Origin of the sequence: Stakelama marina, assembly GCF_018122655.1 — a bacterium.
Taxonomy (GTDB): domain Bacteria; phylum Pseudomonadota; class Alphaproteobacteria; order Sphingomonadales; family Sphingomonadaceae; genus Sphingomonas; species Sphingomonas marina.
Genome location: NZ_JAGRQC010000002.1, coordinates 208,358 through 224,160 on the forward strand (window position 1 = coordinate 208,358; position 15,803 = coordinate 224,160).

Below are 15,803 nucleotides of genomic sequence, written 5' to 3' on the forward strand. Positions count from 1 at the left end.
CGACCGAAACGCGCGTCAGCCGCTGTGCGCGGTGATCCATTCTTCCATCACCGGTGCGATCTTCGTGCGCCACTTGGAGCCGTGGAAGATGCCGTAATGGCCGACGCCCTCGGCCATGTAATATTTCTTGAGCTTGACCGGCAGCTTGTTGGCCAGCGTCAGCGCGGCCCTGGTCTGACCGAGGCCCGAAATATCGTCGCGTTCCCCCTCGATCGCCAGCAGCGCGGTATCGGTGATGCCCTCCAGATCGACGAGCTTGCCGCGGTGGCGCATCTCGCCATTGGGAAGCGCGTGCGTCTGGAACACCAGCTCGACGGTCTGAAGATAGAATTCGGCGGTCATGTCGCAGACCGAGCGATATTCGTCGTAAAAGGCCTGGGTTGCGGCGGCACTTTCCTCATCGCCCTGCACGAGATGCTTGAACATCTCCCAATGGCTGACGAGGTGGTTGCCGAGGTTCATCGACATGAATCCGGCAAGCTGCAGAAAGCCCGGATACACCTTCCGTCCCGCGCCGGCATAGAGCATCGGCACGGTAGCGATTACGTTCTGTTCGAACCAGGCGAGCGGACGCTCGGTCGCGAGCGTGTTGACCGCGGTCGGCGCTTCGCGCGTGTCGATCGGCCCGCCCATCATGGTCAGCGTGCGCGGACGGTTCGGATGCTTTTCCGCGCCCATGATCGCAGCAGCGGCATAGCAGGGCACCGACGGCTGGCAGACCGCCAGAACATGCGGGCAGGGATCGCCCTCCTCGCCGATTTTCGCAAGAAATTCGATGACATAATCGATATAATCGTCGAGGTCGAAGCTGCCGTCGGCAAGCGGTACGAGCTTCGCATCGCGCCAGTCGGTGATGTACACATCGGCGAAAGGCAGCATCCGTTCCACCGTACCGCGCAGCAGTGTCGCGAAATGCCCCGACATCGGCGCCACGATCAGAAGCTTGGGGCCGCCCTCGACACCCTCGCGCACGAAATGCTTCAACTGGCCGAACGGCTTTCGCAGCACGATTTCCTCGTGCACCGCCACGGTTTTTCCGTCGATTTCGGTGCTGTCGAGCCCAAATGCCGGCTTGCCGCGCGGGGCGGAGGCATGGGCGAACACTTCAAGTGCCGACGCCATCACCGGCCCGCCGCCGAAATAGGCGAAGGGATTGGCCGGGTTCTGCAACAGACCCGCGCCGAAATTGGCGAGGGCGCTGGCCCCTGCCAGCATCGAGCGTTGCATTTCGTAAGCGTCGTACAGCATTGAATTTCCTTATCCGCCGCGCACGCAGGGTTCGCGGCCTGCGGAGCGGTATAGCGCGGTTATGGTGCAGTGCAATGATGGCATGAAACGGTTTACAATCGGACAAGCGGCACAGAGGTTCCGGCCGTAACACGCAAGCGGAGGTTTCCCCGCGCCGCAGATCGCGCTAACGGGACGGCATGGCCGAACCTGCCCCGACTTCCGAACCCGCCGCCCCCACCCAAGCACAACCGCAACAGCGAAAGCTCAGCAACCTGCTGATCGTCTGGCGCTTTACCTCGCGGTACAAGCTGCAGATCGCGGGCGCGCTGATTTCGCTCATCACCGCAGCGCTCGCGACACTCTGGATTCCGCACACCTTTCAGAAGGTTATCGATCACGGCTTTGTCGCCGGAGCAGGCACCGCGCATATCGCACCCTATTTCGAGGAGCTTTTCCTCGTCGTCGTCGTGCTCGCAATCTCGTCGGCTTCGCGCTTCTATTTCGTGTCGTGGCTGGGCGAGCGGACCGTTGCCGACATGCGCGTGGCGGTACAGCGCAACCTGCTGCGCCTCGCGCCGCGCTGGTTCGAGGAGAACCGCCCGTCCGAGATCGCGTCGCGGCTGACCGCCGATACTGCGGTGGTCGAGGTCGTCGTCGGCACCACGCTGTCGGTCGCGCTCCGCAACCTGCTGCTCGCGGTGCTGGGCGTCGGCTATCTGTTCAGCCTCGCACCGCGGCTTACGCTGTGGCTCATCATCGGCATTCCGCTGATCCTGCTGCCGATCATCGTGTTGGGACGCCGGGTGCGCCGCTATTCGCGCAGCAGCCAGGACCGGATCGCGGATATCGGCGCAATCGCCGTCGAAACACTTGGCGCGATGCGCATCGTCCAGGCATTCGGCCAGGAAAAGCGCGAGGCGGGACGCTTCGAAGGCGCGGTCCGCGCCGGGTTCGCCGCCGCACAACAGCGTTTCCGCGTTCGCGCGATCCTGACCGCGCTCGTCATCACGATCGTGTTCGGCGCGATCACACTCATCCTTTGGGATGCCGTGCACCTTGTCGCCAGCGGCGCGCTGTCGGGTGGCTCGCTGACTGCCTTCGTCTTCGTTGCCGCCATCGTCACCGGTGCATTCCAGGCGCTGAGCGACGTGTTCGGCGAACTGCTCCGCGGATCGGGCGCCGCGGCGCGCCTGTCCGAACTGCTCGCCGCCGAACCCGAGATCACGGCACCGGCGCAACCTGTCGCCCTGCCCGACCCCTTTCGCGGCGCGGTCCATTTCGACCATGTCACCTTCCACTATCCGACGCGGCCCGAATTTGCCGCGCTGCATGATTTCAGCCTCGACATCGCACCGGGCGAAACGGTGGCCGTGGTCGGTCCCTCGGGCGCTGGCAAATCGACGCTGTTCGCGCTGATCGAGCGTTTTTACGACGTGGGCAGCGGATCGGTTCGCATCGACGATGTGAACGTGCAGGACCTCGATCCCGCGGCACTCCGCGCAAAGATCGCGCTCGTACCGCAGGAAACGGTGATTTTCGGTGCATCGGCGCGCGACAATCTTCGCTACGGCAAGTGGGACGCGGGCGACGACGAGCTGTGGCGCGCAGCAGAGGCCGCCAACGCCGCCCAGTTCCTGCGCGAACTGCCTGACGGGCTCGACACCTTCCTCGGCGAAGGCGGCGCGCGGCTGTCGGGCGGCCAGCGGCAGCGCATCGCGATCGCCCGCGCGCTGCTGCGCGACTCGCCGATCCTGCTGCTCGACGAGGCCACCTCCGCGCTCGACGCCGAAAGCGAACGGCTGGTGCAGGAGGCACTCGAGGGGCTGATGGCGAACCGCACGACGCTCGTCATCGCGCACCGCCTCGCCACCGTTCGCGCCGCAAAGCGCATCGTGGTGATGGACGAAGGCCGGATCGTCGAAACCGGCACCCATGCCGAGCTGACCGCGCAGGGCGGGCTGTATGCCCGGCTCGCCAGCCTGCAATTCAACGAGGCCGCCTGAACCGCACGATCTACGATCTTTCCCGGCGCCGCGCTTTCGGGCACGCTTGGCATAACAGGCTGGTCAGGGAGACAGGATCATGGCGACACGCGATTTCGACATCATCGTTTATGGCGCAACCGGCTATACCGGGCGCCTCGTCGCCGAATATCTGGCGCAGAGCTATGCCGGCGGCGATGTTCGCTGGGCGATGGCGGGGCGATCGCTGTCGAAGCTGCAAGCGGTACGCGATGAAATCGGCGCCCCTGCCGATACGCCGCTGATTACCGCCAATGCCGACGATCCCGCATCGCTGAACGCGATGGCGAGCCGGACCAAGGTCGTGCTGACGACGGTCGGCCCCTATCAGCTATATGGTTCCGACCTCGTCGCGGCGTGCGTCGCGACAGGCACCGGCTATGTCGATCTTTGCGGCGAACCCAACTGGATGCGCGACATGATCGACCGGCATTCGGACGAGGCGAAGAACACCGGGGCGCGCATCGTGTTTTCGTGCGGGTTCGATTCGATCCCCTTCGACCTTGGCGTGTGGACGGTCGAGCAGGAAGCGATCCGGCGCTTCGGCAAGCCCGCCCCCCGCGTCAAAGGTCGGGTCAAGGCGATGAAGGGGACCTTTTCCGGCGGCACCGCGGCGAGCATGAAGGCGACGATGGCCGCCGCCGCCCGCCACCCGTCGCTCGTCAAGCTGCTGACCGATCCGTTCGCGCTGACCCCGGGATTCGAAGGGCCGTCCCAGCCCAAGGGCATGATGCCCGAATATGACCATGCGGTCGAAGCCTGGGTCGCGCCGTTCGTGATGGCGACCATCAACACCAAGAACGTCCACCGTTCGAACCTGCTGGCGGGACACCCCTATGGCGAGAATTTCGTCTATGACGAGATGATGATCGCACCGGGACTTGGCGACATGGGCAAGGCCGCTGCCGAGGCGCTGGCAAAGCTCAACCCGATCGGCGGCGATGGCGGACCGAAGCCCGGCGAAGGCCCGACGAAGGAAGAGCGCGAGAGCGGCTATTACGAACTGCTGTTCATCGGCGAGATGCCCGACGGCACGAGCATTACCGCCACCGTGACCGGCGACCGCGATCCGGGCTATGGTTCGACATCGAAGATGATCGCCGAAACCGCGATCTGCCTGGCGCGGGACGTGCCGGCGGACAAGGGCGGCATCTGGACCGCGGGCGGGCTGATGGCCGAGCCGCTGAAAAAGCGGCTGGAGGAAAAGGCTGGCCTCAGCTTTTCCGTCGCCTGAGCAACGCCGCCCCGCCGCCGATCGCCGCCAGCGCCACCGTGGCCAGCGCGCTGGTGCGAACACGCCAGCGGATGTCGGCGTCGCGCTGATAGGCCTTCATATCGACATAGAAGCCGCCGCGATTGTCCTGCTTTACGACTCCGCGCTCGCGCAGGTCCTCGAACAGCTTGCGGTCGGCCTCGTCCTCGGCCTCCCACGCGATCGCATCCGCGCGAGAGCTTGCGCCCTGCGACAGGAAATGCGCGATGATCTTGCGCCAGCGCTTGGTACGAATTGCCGGAAGTGTTGCCATATGCTCGCTCTTGGTTGGTGTTGCGAAATGTCGGTAATCCAACTGCGGGGCCGCTCAGGCGTTCCCGCGAACGCGATCGACACGCGTACCGATTACCGTTTCTTGCCCTGATGCCGGATATTCTTGGGCCGTCCGCGCCGCTTGATGACGCGCTTGGGTTTGCCCTTGTGCCTGAAACTGCCGCTCGACGCCGATCCCTTGCCATCGGGAAGCTCGAAGCGCAGCGCGCCCGACACCGGATTGGCCTCAACGAGCTTTAGCGGCAGGCGCTGGCCGAGATAGAATTCCTCGCCCGAATCCTCGCCGACCAGCTTCTGCGCCGCCTCGTCATAGCGGAAATATTCGGTTCCCAGATCACGCGCGGGCACCAAGCCATCGCCGCCGATCCCGTCGACCGTCGCGAAAAAGCCGAAATTGAGCACGCCGGTGATCCGCGTCTCCATCACCTGCCCGACCTTTTCGGACAGATAGGCGGCAACATAGCGGTCGGTCGTGTCGCGTTCGGCCTCCATCGCGCGGCGTTCGAGCTGGCTGATGCTTTCGCCGATCCGTTCCATGTTCGCGGCGTCCTCGCTCGTCAGGCCGCCGGGGCCGAGACCATATGCTTCGACCAGCGAACGGTGAACGACCAGATCGGCATAGCGGCGGATCGGCGAGGTGAAATGTGCGTAGCTGCCGAGCGACAGCCCGAAATGGCCGTGATTGGCAGGGCCGTAATAGGCCTGGGTCTGCGTGCGGAGAATCTGTTCCATCACCTGCGGCCGGAAATCGGCATCGCCGACACGGTCGAGGACGCGGTTGAACGTCGCCGGCTTGATGACCTGGCCGAGCGTGAAGCTGATGTCGAAGGTGTCGAGATAGTCCTTGAGCGCGACGAGCTTTTCGCGCCCCGGCGTCTCGTGGATGCGATACATGACCGGCGCCTTCTTGCGCTCGAGTGCCTTCGCCGCGGCGACATTGGCGGCGATCATGTAATCCTCGATCAGCTTGTGCGCGTCGAGCCGTTCGCGCGGGGCGACCGAGAGGATGCGGCCGAGCTCGTCGAGTTCGATGCGCCGTTCGGGCAGGTCGAGGTCGAGCGGCTCGCGCTTGCTGCGCGCCTTGCTCAATGCTTCCCAGCAACCCCAGAGCGGTTTGAGGACGGTGTTCGCCATCTCGGCGGAAACGTTGCCGTTCGTGTCCTCTCCGTCGATCGCCGCCTGCGCGTCCTCATAGGCGATATTGGCAGCGATCCGCACCACGGCGCGGGTGAAGTGCCACGATTTGAGCGTGCCGTCGCGGGCGATGCGCAGGTGGCAGACCATCGCCGCGCGGTCCTCGCCTTCCTTCAGCGAGCAGATATCGGCCGACAGCGTCTCGGGCAGCATCGGCACGACACGGTCAGGGAAATAGACAGAGTTGCCGCGCCGCCGCGCCTCGCGGTCGAGCGCCGAGCCCGGACGGACATAGAAGCTGACATCGGCGATGGCGACGATCGCCTTCCACCCGCCCTTGTTGTCGGGATCGTCATCGGGCGCAGCCCAGACGGCATCGTCGTGATCGCGCGCATCGGCGGGATCGATCGCCACGATCGGCACATCCCGCAGATCCTCGCGCTCGCCGAGCTTCTGCTTCGCGACGCGGTCGGCCTCGCCCAGCACCTCGTCGGAAAAGGTGTCGGGAATACCCAGCTTGTGAATCGCGATCAGCGAGAAGCTGCGCGGCGCGAACGGATCGCCCAGCCGCTGGACGATGCGCGCGGTCATGCGCGGCGGGCGGCCGGCCTTTTCGGCGAGCACGAGGTCGCCCGGTTGGGCATCGCCGACGTCAGAGACGCGGAATTCGCGGCGCTCCTTCTTCTCCACGCCTTTCAGGAACAGCGCGCCGTTTTCCTCGTGCAGCACGCCGAGCATCTGCTCCTCGGACGATTTGAGCTTCTTCATCGGGTGGGCGATCCAGCCCTTTCCCGCTTCCTCGGTCCGCGCGAGGATGCGGTCGCCGACGCCCAGTGCGGCGCGCTTCGAACGCTCCCGCACGCGCAGGCGCGGTTCGGGAACGCCCTCGGCATCCCAGCGCTCGGGTTGCGCCCAGACGGTCCCCGAATCGTCGACATCGACGATCCGCAGCACGGTGACCTTGGGAAGTCCGCCCATCTTGTGAAAGGCGCGGCCCGGCGCCGAATCGATCAGCCCCTCGTCGCCCATGTCGCGGAGCAGCTTCTTGAGACCGATCTTGTCCTGCCCCTTCAGCCCAAATGCGCGCGCGATCTCGCGCTTGCCGGCGGGTTGGTCGGAAGTTTCTATGAAATCGAGGATCTGCTCCCTGGTGGGGAGGCCCGGTTGCTGGTTCGGTTTTGTTTTAGCCATTGGCGGCAAAGATAGGGAGTTTGCGCGTGCACGCCAGCCAAGGGGCAAATTCCGGCTTCCGTCGAAGCGAGCGATAACGCTAAGGCTGTCCGGGTGACCTACGACCTCCTCATCATCGGCGGCGGGATCAATGGCTGCGCGATCGCGCGCGAGGCCGCGCTGAACGGCCTGAAGGTGCTGCTGGTCGAAAAGGACGACCTTGCCAGCCACACCTCATCGGCCTCGACCAAGCTGATCCATGGCGGGCTGCGCTATCTCGAATATTACGAGTTCAAGCTGGTGCGCGAGGCGCTGGCCGAGCGCGAACGGCTGCTGAAGGCGGCGCCGCATCTGATCCACCCGCTCGAATTCGTGCTGCCGCACGAAAATGCGGTGCGTCCCTGGTGGATGGTGCGGGCGGGACTGTGGCTATACGATCTGCTCGCGGGAAAATCGTCGCTGCCGCGGTCGCGTTCGCTGACGAAAAAGGATTCGTTCATCACGCGCGACCTGCGGACGGGCAACAAGGGCTTCGTCTATTGGGATGCATGGGTCGATGATGCGCGGCTGACGCTGCACAATGCGATCGACGCGGCCGAACACGGCGCGGAAATCGTCACCCGAACCGCGGTCGAATCGGCTGAACGCAGCGCGACGGGGTGGGCCGCCAAGCTGTCCGACAATCGCACGGTCGAAGCACGCGCCGTCGTCAACGCCACCGGCCCGTGGGTGGTCGAGACCCTGCAAATGCTGAACGTCGCGTCCGACAGCCGCGTGCGGCTGGTCAAAGGCAGCCATATCGTCGTGCCCCGGCTGATCGCGGGCAAGCAGGCCTATATCCTCCAGCAGCCCGATGGGCGCATCGTCTTCGCCATCAACTATCAGGGCGACCATACGATGATCGGCACCACCGACGTCCCCGTCGAGCGACCCGAGGATGCCGAGATAGAAGCCGGCGAGATCGAATATCTGTGCGATGCCGTGAGCCGGCATTTCCGCTTCACGCTGACGCCCGACAAGGTCGTCGACAATTGGTCGGGCGTGCGCCCGCTCTATGACGACGGCGCGGCGGATGCGAAGGCCGTCACGCGCGAATATGTCCTTGAACTCGACACCGACGCCGCACCGATCCTGTCGGTGTTCGGCGGCAAGATCACGACCGGGCGGGCGCTGGCCGAAGACGCGCTGGCGAAGCTTGGTCCTGTGCTTGATATCAAGGTTCACCACCCCACCCGCGGCCGCGTTCTGCCCGGCGGCGCGATTGCCGATTTCGACCATTTCGTCGAACAGGTTCGCGTGCGCTGGCCGTTTCTTGGCGACTCGCGCTCGCTGCGCATGGCCGAAGCCTATGGCACGCGGCTGGCGGAGATGCTGGACGGTGTCGACAGCGAAGCGGCGATGGGCAAGGAGCTTGGCGCCGGGCTGACCGAGATCGAGGCGCGCTGGATGCGGACGCGCGAATGGGCGAAGACACCGCGCGACATTCTCTTGCGACGCAGCAAGCTGGGTATGCACATGACCGATGAGCAGGTCAGCGCGTTCGTCAAATGGTGGACCGAGTTCGTCCACGCATCCGCGGCGGCGTGATACCGGTCTGGCGTTACCCTGAAATCGTTTCAGGCTCCACGCTTCAGCTTGCGCTATGGCACGTCCGGCTCGGCGGCTGCTGACACGAGTTCAGCATGACGGTCGGGTGCCACTCGCTCAATATGCGCGCGCCACCAGAATACGTTCGACCGCAGGCTCGCCCGTGAAGATGCACGTCCCATCGGCAGGCTTGGCGTCGCTGGGTACGTTGCGGAAGGTCAGCTTGTGCGCCTTCAGCCGCTCGACCACCTTGTCGAGTTCGGCGCCGGTCGGCCGCGACCACTGCACCTCGACCCAGCCGGGATATTTGCCGTTGCTGGCGAAATAATCGGCGAGCTTGTCGAAATCGGTGATCGAACGCGTGATGCTCGCTTCGAGCCGCTCCTTGGCGCGCAGGAACAAACGCTTCTGCACGCTTTCAAGGATCGCCTGCGCCGCGCCGAGGAGTTCGCCCTTGGCCATCACGACGCTGTCGAGCTTGCCGTCCTCGCGGTAGAGCTTGTCGCGCCGAATGACCGACACGTTGCCGCCGGCGACATCGCGTCCGCCGACCTCGATGACGATCGGGGCGCCCTTCTTGACCCAGCCCCAGCGCTTGGTGACGGGCTTGGTCTCACGCGTGTCGAGCCAGACGCGCATCGGCTCTCCGAACGCCGTCTGCTTGCGCAGCTCGTACCACAGCTCGTTGCAATAGCGCTTGATCTGCTCGTCCTCGGGCCCGCCGCGCAGCAACGGGACGATAACGATCTGGTGCGGTGCGATCCGCGGCGGCACGCGCAGCCCGTCATCGTCGCCATGGACCATGATCATGCCGCCGATCATCCGCGTCGACATGCCCCAGCTCGTCGTCCAGGCATGTTCGAACTCGCCTTCCGAATTCTGGAAGCGGACATTCTGCGCCTTGGCGAAGGTCGTGCCGAGAAAGTGCGAGGTACCGGCCTGAAGCGCCTTGCCGTCCTGCATCATCGCCTCGATCGACCAGGTCGCATCTGCGCCGGGGAAGCGCTCATTCTCCGGCTTCTCGCCCGCGATCACCGGCATCGCGACGCATTCCTCGGCAAAGCTCCGATAAACCTCGAGCATGCGCAGCGTCTCTTCGCGCGCTTCCTCTTCGGTGGCGTGCGCGGTGTGGCCCTCCTGCCAGAGGAATTCGCTGGTGCGCAGGAACATGCGCGTTCGCATTTCCCAGCGCACGACGTTCGCCCATTGATTGATGAGTACCGGCAGGTCGCGCCAGCTCTGGATCCACCGCGAAAAAGCGCCGCCGATGACGGTTTCCGAGGTCGGTCGGACGACAAGCGGTTCCTCAAGCTTCGATTCGGGATCGGGGACAAGCTTGCCGTCATCATTCTGGATCAGGCGGTGATGCGTGACGACCGCCATTTCCTTGGCGAAGCCATCGACATGCTCGGCCTCCTTCTCGAAATTGCCGAGTGGAATGAAAACCGGGAAATAGCAGTTCTCGTGGCCCGTATCCTTGATCCGGTCGTCGAGCAGCCGCTGGATGCGCTCCCAGATGCCATATCCCCAGGGCCGGATGACCATGCAGCCGCGCACGCCCGATTCCTCGGCCAGGTCGGCCTCGGAGATCACCTGCTGGTACCACTGTGCGAAATCTTCATCGCGGGTTACGGACAATGCGTGCTTCGGCATGACGGCTTTCGAAAAATTAGCGCTTCCAATCGGCTGTAACGCCAACCTAAAGCGGGTCAATGGCAAGGAACGAACCTACAGGGGACCGGGTCCTCAAGGGACTGGGCCTTCGCCTGTTCGCGATTCTGTGCCTTGCATCTATGGCAGCGCTTATCAAGCTCAGTGAAGCGCATGGCGCGCGACTTGGCGAGATCATGTTCTTCCGCCAGTTCTGCGCGATCCCGCTGGTGCTGACGTTCGTCGCGGCAACTGCCGGTCTGTCTTCGCTCAGAACCCAGCGTATCGGCGCGCATGCCACGCGCACGATCGTCGGGCTGATGGGCATGGTGTGCAATTTCGGGTCGCTGACACTCCTGCCGCTGGCAGAGGCGACGACGCTGCAGTTCACCGCACCGATCTTTGCCACGATCCTGAGCGCGATATTGCTGCACGAACGCACGGGCTGGCACCGCTGGGGCGCGGTCGCGGCGGGGTTCGTCGGCGTGCTGATCGTCGCGCAACCCGGCGGCGGCGACATTCCGCTGTTCGGCGCCATGGTCGGGCTGGGCGCGGCGTTCTTCGTCGCGCTGATCGCGATCCTGTTGCGCCAGATCGGCAAGACGGAAGGCGCCGGCACGACCGTGTTCTGGTTCTCGACGCTGTCGATACCGCCGCTGGGGGCGGTCTATGCCTTTCAGGCGCAGCCGCACGACCTGACGACATGGGCGATGCTGGTCGCCATCGGCATCGCCGGCGGAGCAGGCCAGATCAGCCTTACCGCCGCGCTGCGCTTCGCGCCCGTATCGGCGGCGGTCCCGATGGACTATTCGTCGCTTATCTGGGCAACCGTTTACGGCTTTCTGCTGTTCGGCGTGCTGCCGACGACCGCCACGCTGATCGGCGCGCCGATCATCATCGCCAGTGGTCTCTATATCGTCTGGCGCGAGCATCGGCTGGCCCGGAACCGCGCTGCGCGAGCGGCCTAGCGTCGGTAGATGACGGCGAGGTTGTTCGCCGGCATCTCGATTACCTCATCCAGCGCGAAACCCTGTTCGTTCGCGGCGGCTGTCACCGCCCCCAGGTCGCGCAGCCCCCAGCGCGGGTCGCGCGAGCGCAGCGATGCGTCGAACGCCTCGTTCGACGGCGCGGTTTCCACGCCTTCACGCCGATAGGGCCCATACAGGATCAGCGGCGCGCCCGGCGAAAGCACCTGCGCCGCGCCTTCCATAAGGCCCAGCGTCGCCTGCCACGGACTGATATGCACCATGTTGATGCACAGGACCGCATCGGCGCGATCGACCGGCCAGTCTTTCGAACTGGCGTCGAGTGCGAGCGGCTGCGCGACATTGGCGAGCCCTGCGCACCACGACGCGATCGAGATTCGCGCCGAGGGTTCGGGATCGCTTGGCTGCCAGTTCAACGCCGGGAAACGCTCGGCGAAGAACGCGCAATGCTCGCCGCTCCCGCTCGCGATTTCGAGCACGGTTCCGCGATCGGGCAAATGCGTGGTCAGGACGTCGGCGATCGCCTCGCGGTTGCGCAGGGTCGCCGGCGCGTGCTTGCGCGCCTCACCGCCTTGTTCGGCGGCGATCCAGGGTTTGGGCTCGCTCAGTCGTGAATCTCCCTGCTGACCTGTGCGTGGGCGAGAAAGGCGAACAGGCCCGTACCGCCGATCACATTGCCGATAAAGGCCGGCAGCAGGAACCCGCCAAGCACCCAGCCGATACTGGCGCTGCCGTCGAGGAGCAGCACCCACGCCTCGGCCGATCCGGCGATGACATGCGCAAAGCCGCCAAGCGCGATCAGCCATGTGATGAGCATGATGATCCAGATACGCTGCCCCGACGAACTCGGCATGATCCAGACGATGGTCGCGATCAGAAAGCCGCTTGGTATGCCGCCGAGCAACGTCGCCAACGGATCGTGTTTCAGCACCGCATGGCTGACCTCGACGATCGCACCGGTCAGCTCGTTCGATGCGAACCCGCCCAGCACGGCGTAAAGCGCGAAGGCGAAAGTGCCGACGAGATTTGCGCCCAGCACAATCGCCCACAACCGGGCGGTGCGCCAGAAACTCGGCCAACTCGGCTTCGTCGTGAGCGGCAGAACCGCGGTCACCGTACTTTCGGTAAAAAGCTGCAACCGGCCCATGATGACGATGAGGAATCCGACCGTATATCCGAACGAACTCAGCACCGGTTTCGCCGGACTTTCGGGAAGGCTGTGCCGCAGCACCGCTTCCGCCAGCACCGACATGCCCATCGCCATGCCCGCCACCACGCCCGACCACAGGAGCGAGGTCGCTGGACGTTCGAGTTCCTCGATTCCCTGTCGTCGGATCGCTTCGTGGACGATCTTCGCGGCGGGCGCGCGACGCTCCTCGACGTCGACCTCTTCCTCATGGCTGAGGTCGGCTGCCTTTTCCTCCTCTTCCTGCGACAGGGCCGCGTCGCGCTCCTCGCGCTCGCGGTTACTCATCACGGGATTTTCGTGTCGGCGTCATTTCGGCAAGACGCCGGGCGCGGGCGAAGGTTCCCTTATTCGGCCGCCTGAACCAGATTCGGATCTTCCCAGACCAGCACCGGCTTGCGCGCGGCCTGTGTCTCGTCGAGGCGGCGGCGCGGCGCGTACCAGGGCGCGCCCTTCAGCGTCTCATCGCCCGCCTTGGCGCGCTCGACCACCGATCGCACCGCGCCGATGAACTGGTCGAGCCCCGCCTTCGACTCGGTCTCGGTCGGTTCGATCAGCATCGCGCCGTGAACGACAAGCGGGAAATACATCGTCATCGGATGATAGCCCTCGTCAATCAGCGCCTTGGCGATGTCGAGCGTCGAGAAACCCTCGGCCAGTCCCTTGTCGGAAAACAGCGCCTCGTGCATGCACGGCCCGCTGTCGCCGAACGGCGCCTGCAGCACGTCGGAAAGGCTGCGCAGCACGTAGTTGGCGTTGAGGACCGCATCCTCGGCCACCTGCTTCAGCCCGTCGGCGCCGTGGCTCAGCATGTACGACAATGCGCGGGTGAACATCCCCATCTGGCCGTGAAACGCGACCATCCGGCCGAACGACCTGGCGTGATGCTCTTCGGCCGTTTCTTCCTCGACGAGCTGGAAACCGTCGGCGGTCTTTTCCACGAAGGGCAGCGGCGCATAGGGCGTCAGCGCCTGCGAAAACACCACCGGTCCCGACCCTGGACCACCACCGCCATGCGGGGTGGAGAAGGTCTTGTGCAGGTTGATGTGCATCGCATCGACGCCGAGATCGCCCGGGCGCACCCGGCCGACGATCGCGTTGAAATTGGCGCCGTCGCAATAGACGAAACCGCCCGCCGCATGCACCGCGTCGGAGATCGCCTTCATGTCGGGCTCGAACAGGCCGCACGTATTGGGGTTGGTGATCATCACCGCCGCCACATCGGGGCCGAGCCGCTGCTTGAGCGCCTCGAGATCGACGCGCCCCGCGCCGTTCGCGGGGATGCCTTCGACCTTGTAGCCGGCAAAGGCCGCGGTCGCGGGGTTCGTGCCGTGCGCACTTTCGGGAACGAGGATCACCTCGCGCGTGTCTCCGCGCGCCTCGAGCGCGGCGCGGATCGCGAGGATGCCGCACAACTCGCCGTGCGCGCCCGCCTTGGGGCTCATCGCCACCGAGTGCATGCCGGTCAGCGTCACCAGCCAGTTGCTGAGCTGGTGAATGACCTCGAGCGCACCCTGCACGGTGTCGACCGGCTGGAGCGGATGGATGTCGGCAAAGCCGGGCATCCGCGCGACGCGCTCGTTGAGCCGCGGATTGTGCTTCATCGTGCACGATCCCAGCGGGAAGATGCCGGTGTCGATCGCATAGTTCTGACGGCTGAGGCGCGTATAGTGCCGCACCGTCTCCGGCTCGGACAGGCCGGGCAGACCGATGTCGCGGTTGCGCGCAAGGCCGCCGAGGCGATCGCTCGCCGGCGCTTCGACCTCGCCGAAATCGACGCCGGTCGTGTCAGTCGAACCGATCTCGAAGATCAGCGCTTCGTCGCGCATCAATGCGCGCGCGCCGGTGAAGGTCTCGGTCGGACCCTGCTGATCGCCGCTCGTCATTTCGGGCTTCCAGCCGCTCTGGTTGATGGTCATGCCAGCACCTCCTTCAGCGCTGCCGCAAGCTGTTCGATATCGTCCTCGGTCGTGGTCTCGGTCACCGCCACGACCAGCCCGCCCGCCAGCGCATCCTCCGCCGGATAGAGCCGGCCGAGCGACACGCCCGCGAGCATGCCCTTGTCGGCGAGCGCGCGAACGACAGGGCGCGCTTCGGCAGGAAGCTTCACCGTGAATTCGTTGAAGAACGCGCCGTTGACCAGCTCGACGCCCGGTACCTGCGTCAGCCGGTCGGCAGCCTTGCAGGCGAGCGCATGGTTGATCTCAGCCAGTTGCCGCAGCCCCTTCTCGCCCAACAGCGTCATGTGAATCGAGAAGGCGAGCGCGCACAGCCCCGAATTGGTGCAGATGTTCGACGTCGCCTTTTCGCGGCGGATATGCTGCTCACGCGTCGACAGCGTCAGCACGTAACCGCGCTTGCCCTCGGCATCGACCGTCTCGCCGCACAGCCGCCCCGGCATCTGCCGCACGAGTTTCTGCGAACAGGCGAACAGCCCGACATAGGGTCCGCCGAACTGCAGCCCGACGCCCAGCGACTGGCCTTCGCCGACGACGATATCGGCACCCATCTCGCCCGGTGCCTTGATCGCGCCCAGCGCGACCGGCTCGGTGACGACCGCGATCAGCAGCGCCTTTTTCGCATGCGCCGCCTCGGCCAGTTTCGACAGGTCGCCGATACGGCCGAGAATGTCGGGATACTGGACCACGACGCACGATGTCTCATCGTCGATCTGGTCGATCAGCGCGTCGGTGTCCGGCTCGGCGGTCAGTTCGGGCGTGGCGGTGACCAGCGTGTCGCCGGTGAACTTCGCCATCGTGTTGGCGACCGAGACGTAATGCGGATGCAGCCCCGAAGAGAGCACCGCGCGGCTGCGCTTCGTCACGCGGCCGGCCATGGTGATCGCTTCCCAGCACGCGGTCGAACCGTCGTACATCGACGCGTTCGCGACATCGCAGCCGAACAGCCGCGCGACCTGCGTCTGAAATTCGAACAGCATCTGCAGCGTGCCCTGCGCAATCTCGGGCTGATAGGGCGTGTAGGCGGTCAGATACTCGCCGCGCTGGATGATGTGGTCGACCGTCGCCGGGACGTGATGCTTGTATGCGCCGCAGCCGAGGAAGAACGGGCCGTCGCCCGCGGTCAGGTTCCTGCGCGCAAGCTTCGCCATATGCCGTTCGACCGCCATCTCGCTGGCATGCGCGGGCAGATCGTGGATCGGGCCGTCGAGCCGTGCGAGTTCGGGCACGTCGGCGAACAGCTCGTCAACCGAGCCGGCACCGATCTTGGCAAGCATCGCCGTCCGGTCGTCCGGCGTAAGCGGCAGATAACGCATCAATATCTCCTAGCCCCCT

12 protein-coding genes are annotated in these 15,803 nt (G+C 65.1%); 4 read left to right on the plus strand and 8 right to left on the minus strand.

The annotated features are described in order from the left end of the window. Positions 1-15: 15 nt before the first annotated feature. Positions 16-1,248: a polyhydroxyalkanoate depolymerase gene (locus tag J7S20_RS07510; RefSeq protein ID WP_284053625.1), complete on the minus strand. Its 1,233-nt coding sequence runs from the start codon at positions 1,246-1,248 to the stop codon at positions 16-18. A gap of 179 nt (positions 1,249-1,427) precedes the next feature. Here J7S20_RS07510 and J7S20_RS07515 point away from each other — a divergent pair, with 179 nt between their 5' ends. Together J7S20_RS07515 and J7S20_RS07520 are read left to right on the plus strand one after the other, a co-directional pair. Beyond that, entirely contained in the window at positions 1,428-3,233 is a 1,806-nt protein-coding gene (locus J7S20_RS07515) for an ABC transporter transmembrane domain-containing protein (RefSeq protein WP_284053626.1), read from the plus strand. A gap of 79 nt (positions 3,234-3,312) precedes the next feature. Further along, entirely contained in the window at positions 3,313-4,485 is a 1,173-nt protein-coding gene (locus J7S20_RS07520) for a saccharopine dehydrogenase family protein (RefSeq protein ID WP_284053627.1), read from the plus strand. Here J7S20_RS07520 and J7S20_RS07525 read toward each other — a convergent pair. After that, the gene (locus J7S20_RS07525; RefSeq protein WP_284053628.1) at positions 4,466-4,777 is read right to left on the minus strand and encodes a hypothetical protein; all 312 of its coding nucleotides are present in this window, start codon (positions 4,775-4,777) and stop codon (positions 4,466-4,468) included. The genes J7S20_RS07520 and J7S20_RS07525 overlap by 20 nt on opposite strands. A gap of 92 nt (positions 4,778-4,869) precedes the next feature. Further along, positions 4,870-7,122: a ribonuclease R gene (gene rnr / locus J7S20_RS07530; protein ID WP_284053629.1), complete on the minus strand. Its 2,253-nt coding sequence runs from the start codon at positions 7,120-7,122 to the stop codon at positions 4,870-4,872. Positions 7,123-7,215: 93 nt separating this feature from the next. Here rnr and glpD point away from each other — a divergent pair, with 93 nt between their 5' ends. Beyond that, complete coding sequence (gene glpD, locus J7S20_RS07535) at positions 7,216-8,688, plus strand: glycerol-3-phosphate dehydrogenase (RefSeq protein WP_284053630.1); 1,473 nt, start codon at positions 7,216-7,218, stop codon at positions 8,686-8,688. 117 nt (positions 8,689-8,805) lie between these two features. On the opposite strand, the gene proS is transcribed toward glpD, so the two are convergent. Continuing rightward, entirely contained in the window at positions 8,806-10,341 is a 1,536-nt protein-coding gene (gene proS / locus J7S20_RS07540; protein ID WP_284053631.1) for a proline--tRNA ligase, read from the minus strand. 59 nt (positions 10,342-10,400) lie between these two features. On the opposite strand from proS, the gene J7S20_RS07545 reads away from it, so the two are divergent. Beyond that, complete coding sequence (locus J7S20_RS07545; RefSeq protein ID WP_284053632.1) at positions 10,401-11,306, plus strand: DMT family transporter; 906 nt, start codon at positions 10,401-10,403, stop codon at positions 11,304-11,306. On the opposite strand, the gene J7S20_RS07550 is transcribed toward J7S20_RS07545, so the two are convergent. Genes J7S20_RS07550 through gcvPA form a run of 4 tightly spaced genes read right to left on the minus strand, consistent with a single transcriptional unit; the run spans position 11,303 to position 15,784 of the window. After that, positions 11,303-11,932: a DUF938 domain-containing protein gene (locus tag J7S20_RS07550; protein WP_284054037.1), complete on the minus strand. Its 630-nt coding sequence runs from the start codon at positions 11,930-11,932 to the stop codon at positions 11,303-11,305. The two genes, J7S20_RS07545 and J7S20_RS07550, sit on opposite strands and share 4 nt — an antisense overlap. Then, positions 11,929-12,798: a formate/nitrite transporter family protein gene (locus tag J7S20_RS07555; protein WP_284053633.1), complete on the minus strand. Its 870-nt coding sequence runs from the start codon at positions 12,796-12,798 to the stop codon at positions 11,929-11,931. The genes J7S20_RS07550 and J7S20_RS07555 overlap by 4 nt, the downstream gene beginning before the upstream one ends. Positions 12,799-12,857: 59 nt before the next feature. Continuing rightward, positions 12,858-14,396 carry an aminomethyl-transferring glycine dehydrogenase subunit GcvPB gene (gene gcvPB / locus J7S20_RS07560; protein ID WP_430980927.1) on the minus strand — a complete coding sequence of 513 codons (1,539 nt, stop codon included), beginning with the start codon at positions 14,394-14,396 and terminating at the stop codon, positions 12,858-12,860. Positions 14,397-14,425: 29 nt separating this feature from the next. Then, entirely contained in the window at positions 14,426-15,784 is a 1,359-nt protein-coding gene (gene gcvPA, locus J7S20_RS07565) for an aminomethyl-transferring glycine dehydrogenase subunit GcvPA (protein WP_284053635.1), read from the minus strand. Positions 15,785-15,803 lie beyond the last annotated feature (19 nt).

Bases quoted from the DNA above. Each gene is read 5' to 3' on its own strand.
- J7S20_RS07510 (WP_284053625.1), bottom strand. From the start codon at position 1,248: ATGCTGTACGACGCTTACGAAATGCAACGCTCGATGCTGGCAGGGGCC.
- J7S20_RS07515 (WP_284053626.1), top strand. From the start codon at position 1,428: ATGGCCGAACCTGCCCCGACTTCCGAACCCGCCGCCCCCACCCAAGCA.
- J7S20_RS07520 (WP_284053627.1), top strand. From the start codon at position 3,313: ATGGCGACACGCGATTTCGACATCATCGTTTATGGCGCAACCGGCTAT.
- J7S20_RS07525 (WP_284053628.1), bottom strand. From the start codon at position 4,777: ATGGCAACACTTCCGGCAATTCGTACCAAGCGCTGGCGCAAGATCATC.
- rnr (WP_284053629.1), bottom strand. From the start codon at position 7,122: ATGGCTAAAACAAAACCGAACCAGCAACCGGGCCTCCCCACCAGGGAG.
- proS (WP_284053631.1), bottom strand. From the start codon at position 10,341: ATGCCGAAGCACGCATTGTCCGTAACCCGCGATGAAGATTTCGCACAG.
- J7S20_RS07545 (WP_284053632.1), top strand. From the start codon at position 10,401: ATGGCAAGGAACGAACCTACAGGGGACCGGGTCCTCAAGGGACTGGGC.
- J7S20_RS07555 (WP_284053633.1), bottom strand. From the start codon at position 12,798: ATGAGTAACCGCGAGCGCGAGGAGCGCGACGCGGCCCTGTCGCAGGAA.
- gcvPB (WP_430980927.1), bottom strand. From the start codon at position 14,396: ATGACGAGCGGCGATCAGCAGGGTCCGACCGAGACCTTCACCGGCGCG.
- gcvPA (WP_284053635.1), bottom strand. From the start codon at position 15,784: ATGCGTTATCTGCCGCTTACGCCGGACGACCGGACGGCGATGCTTGCC.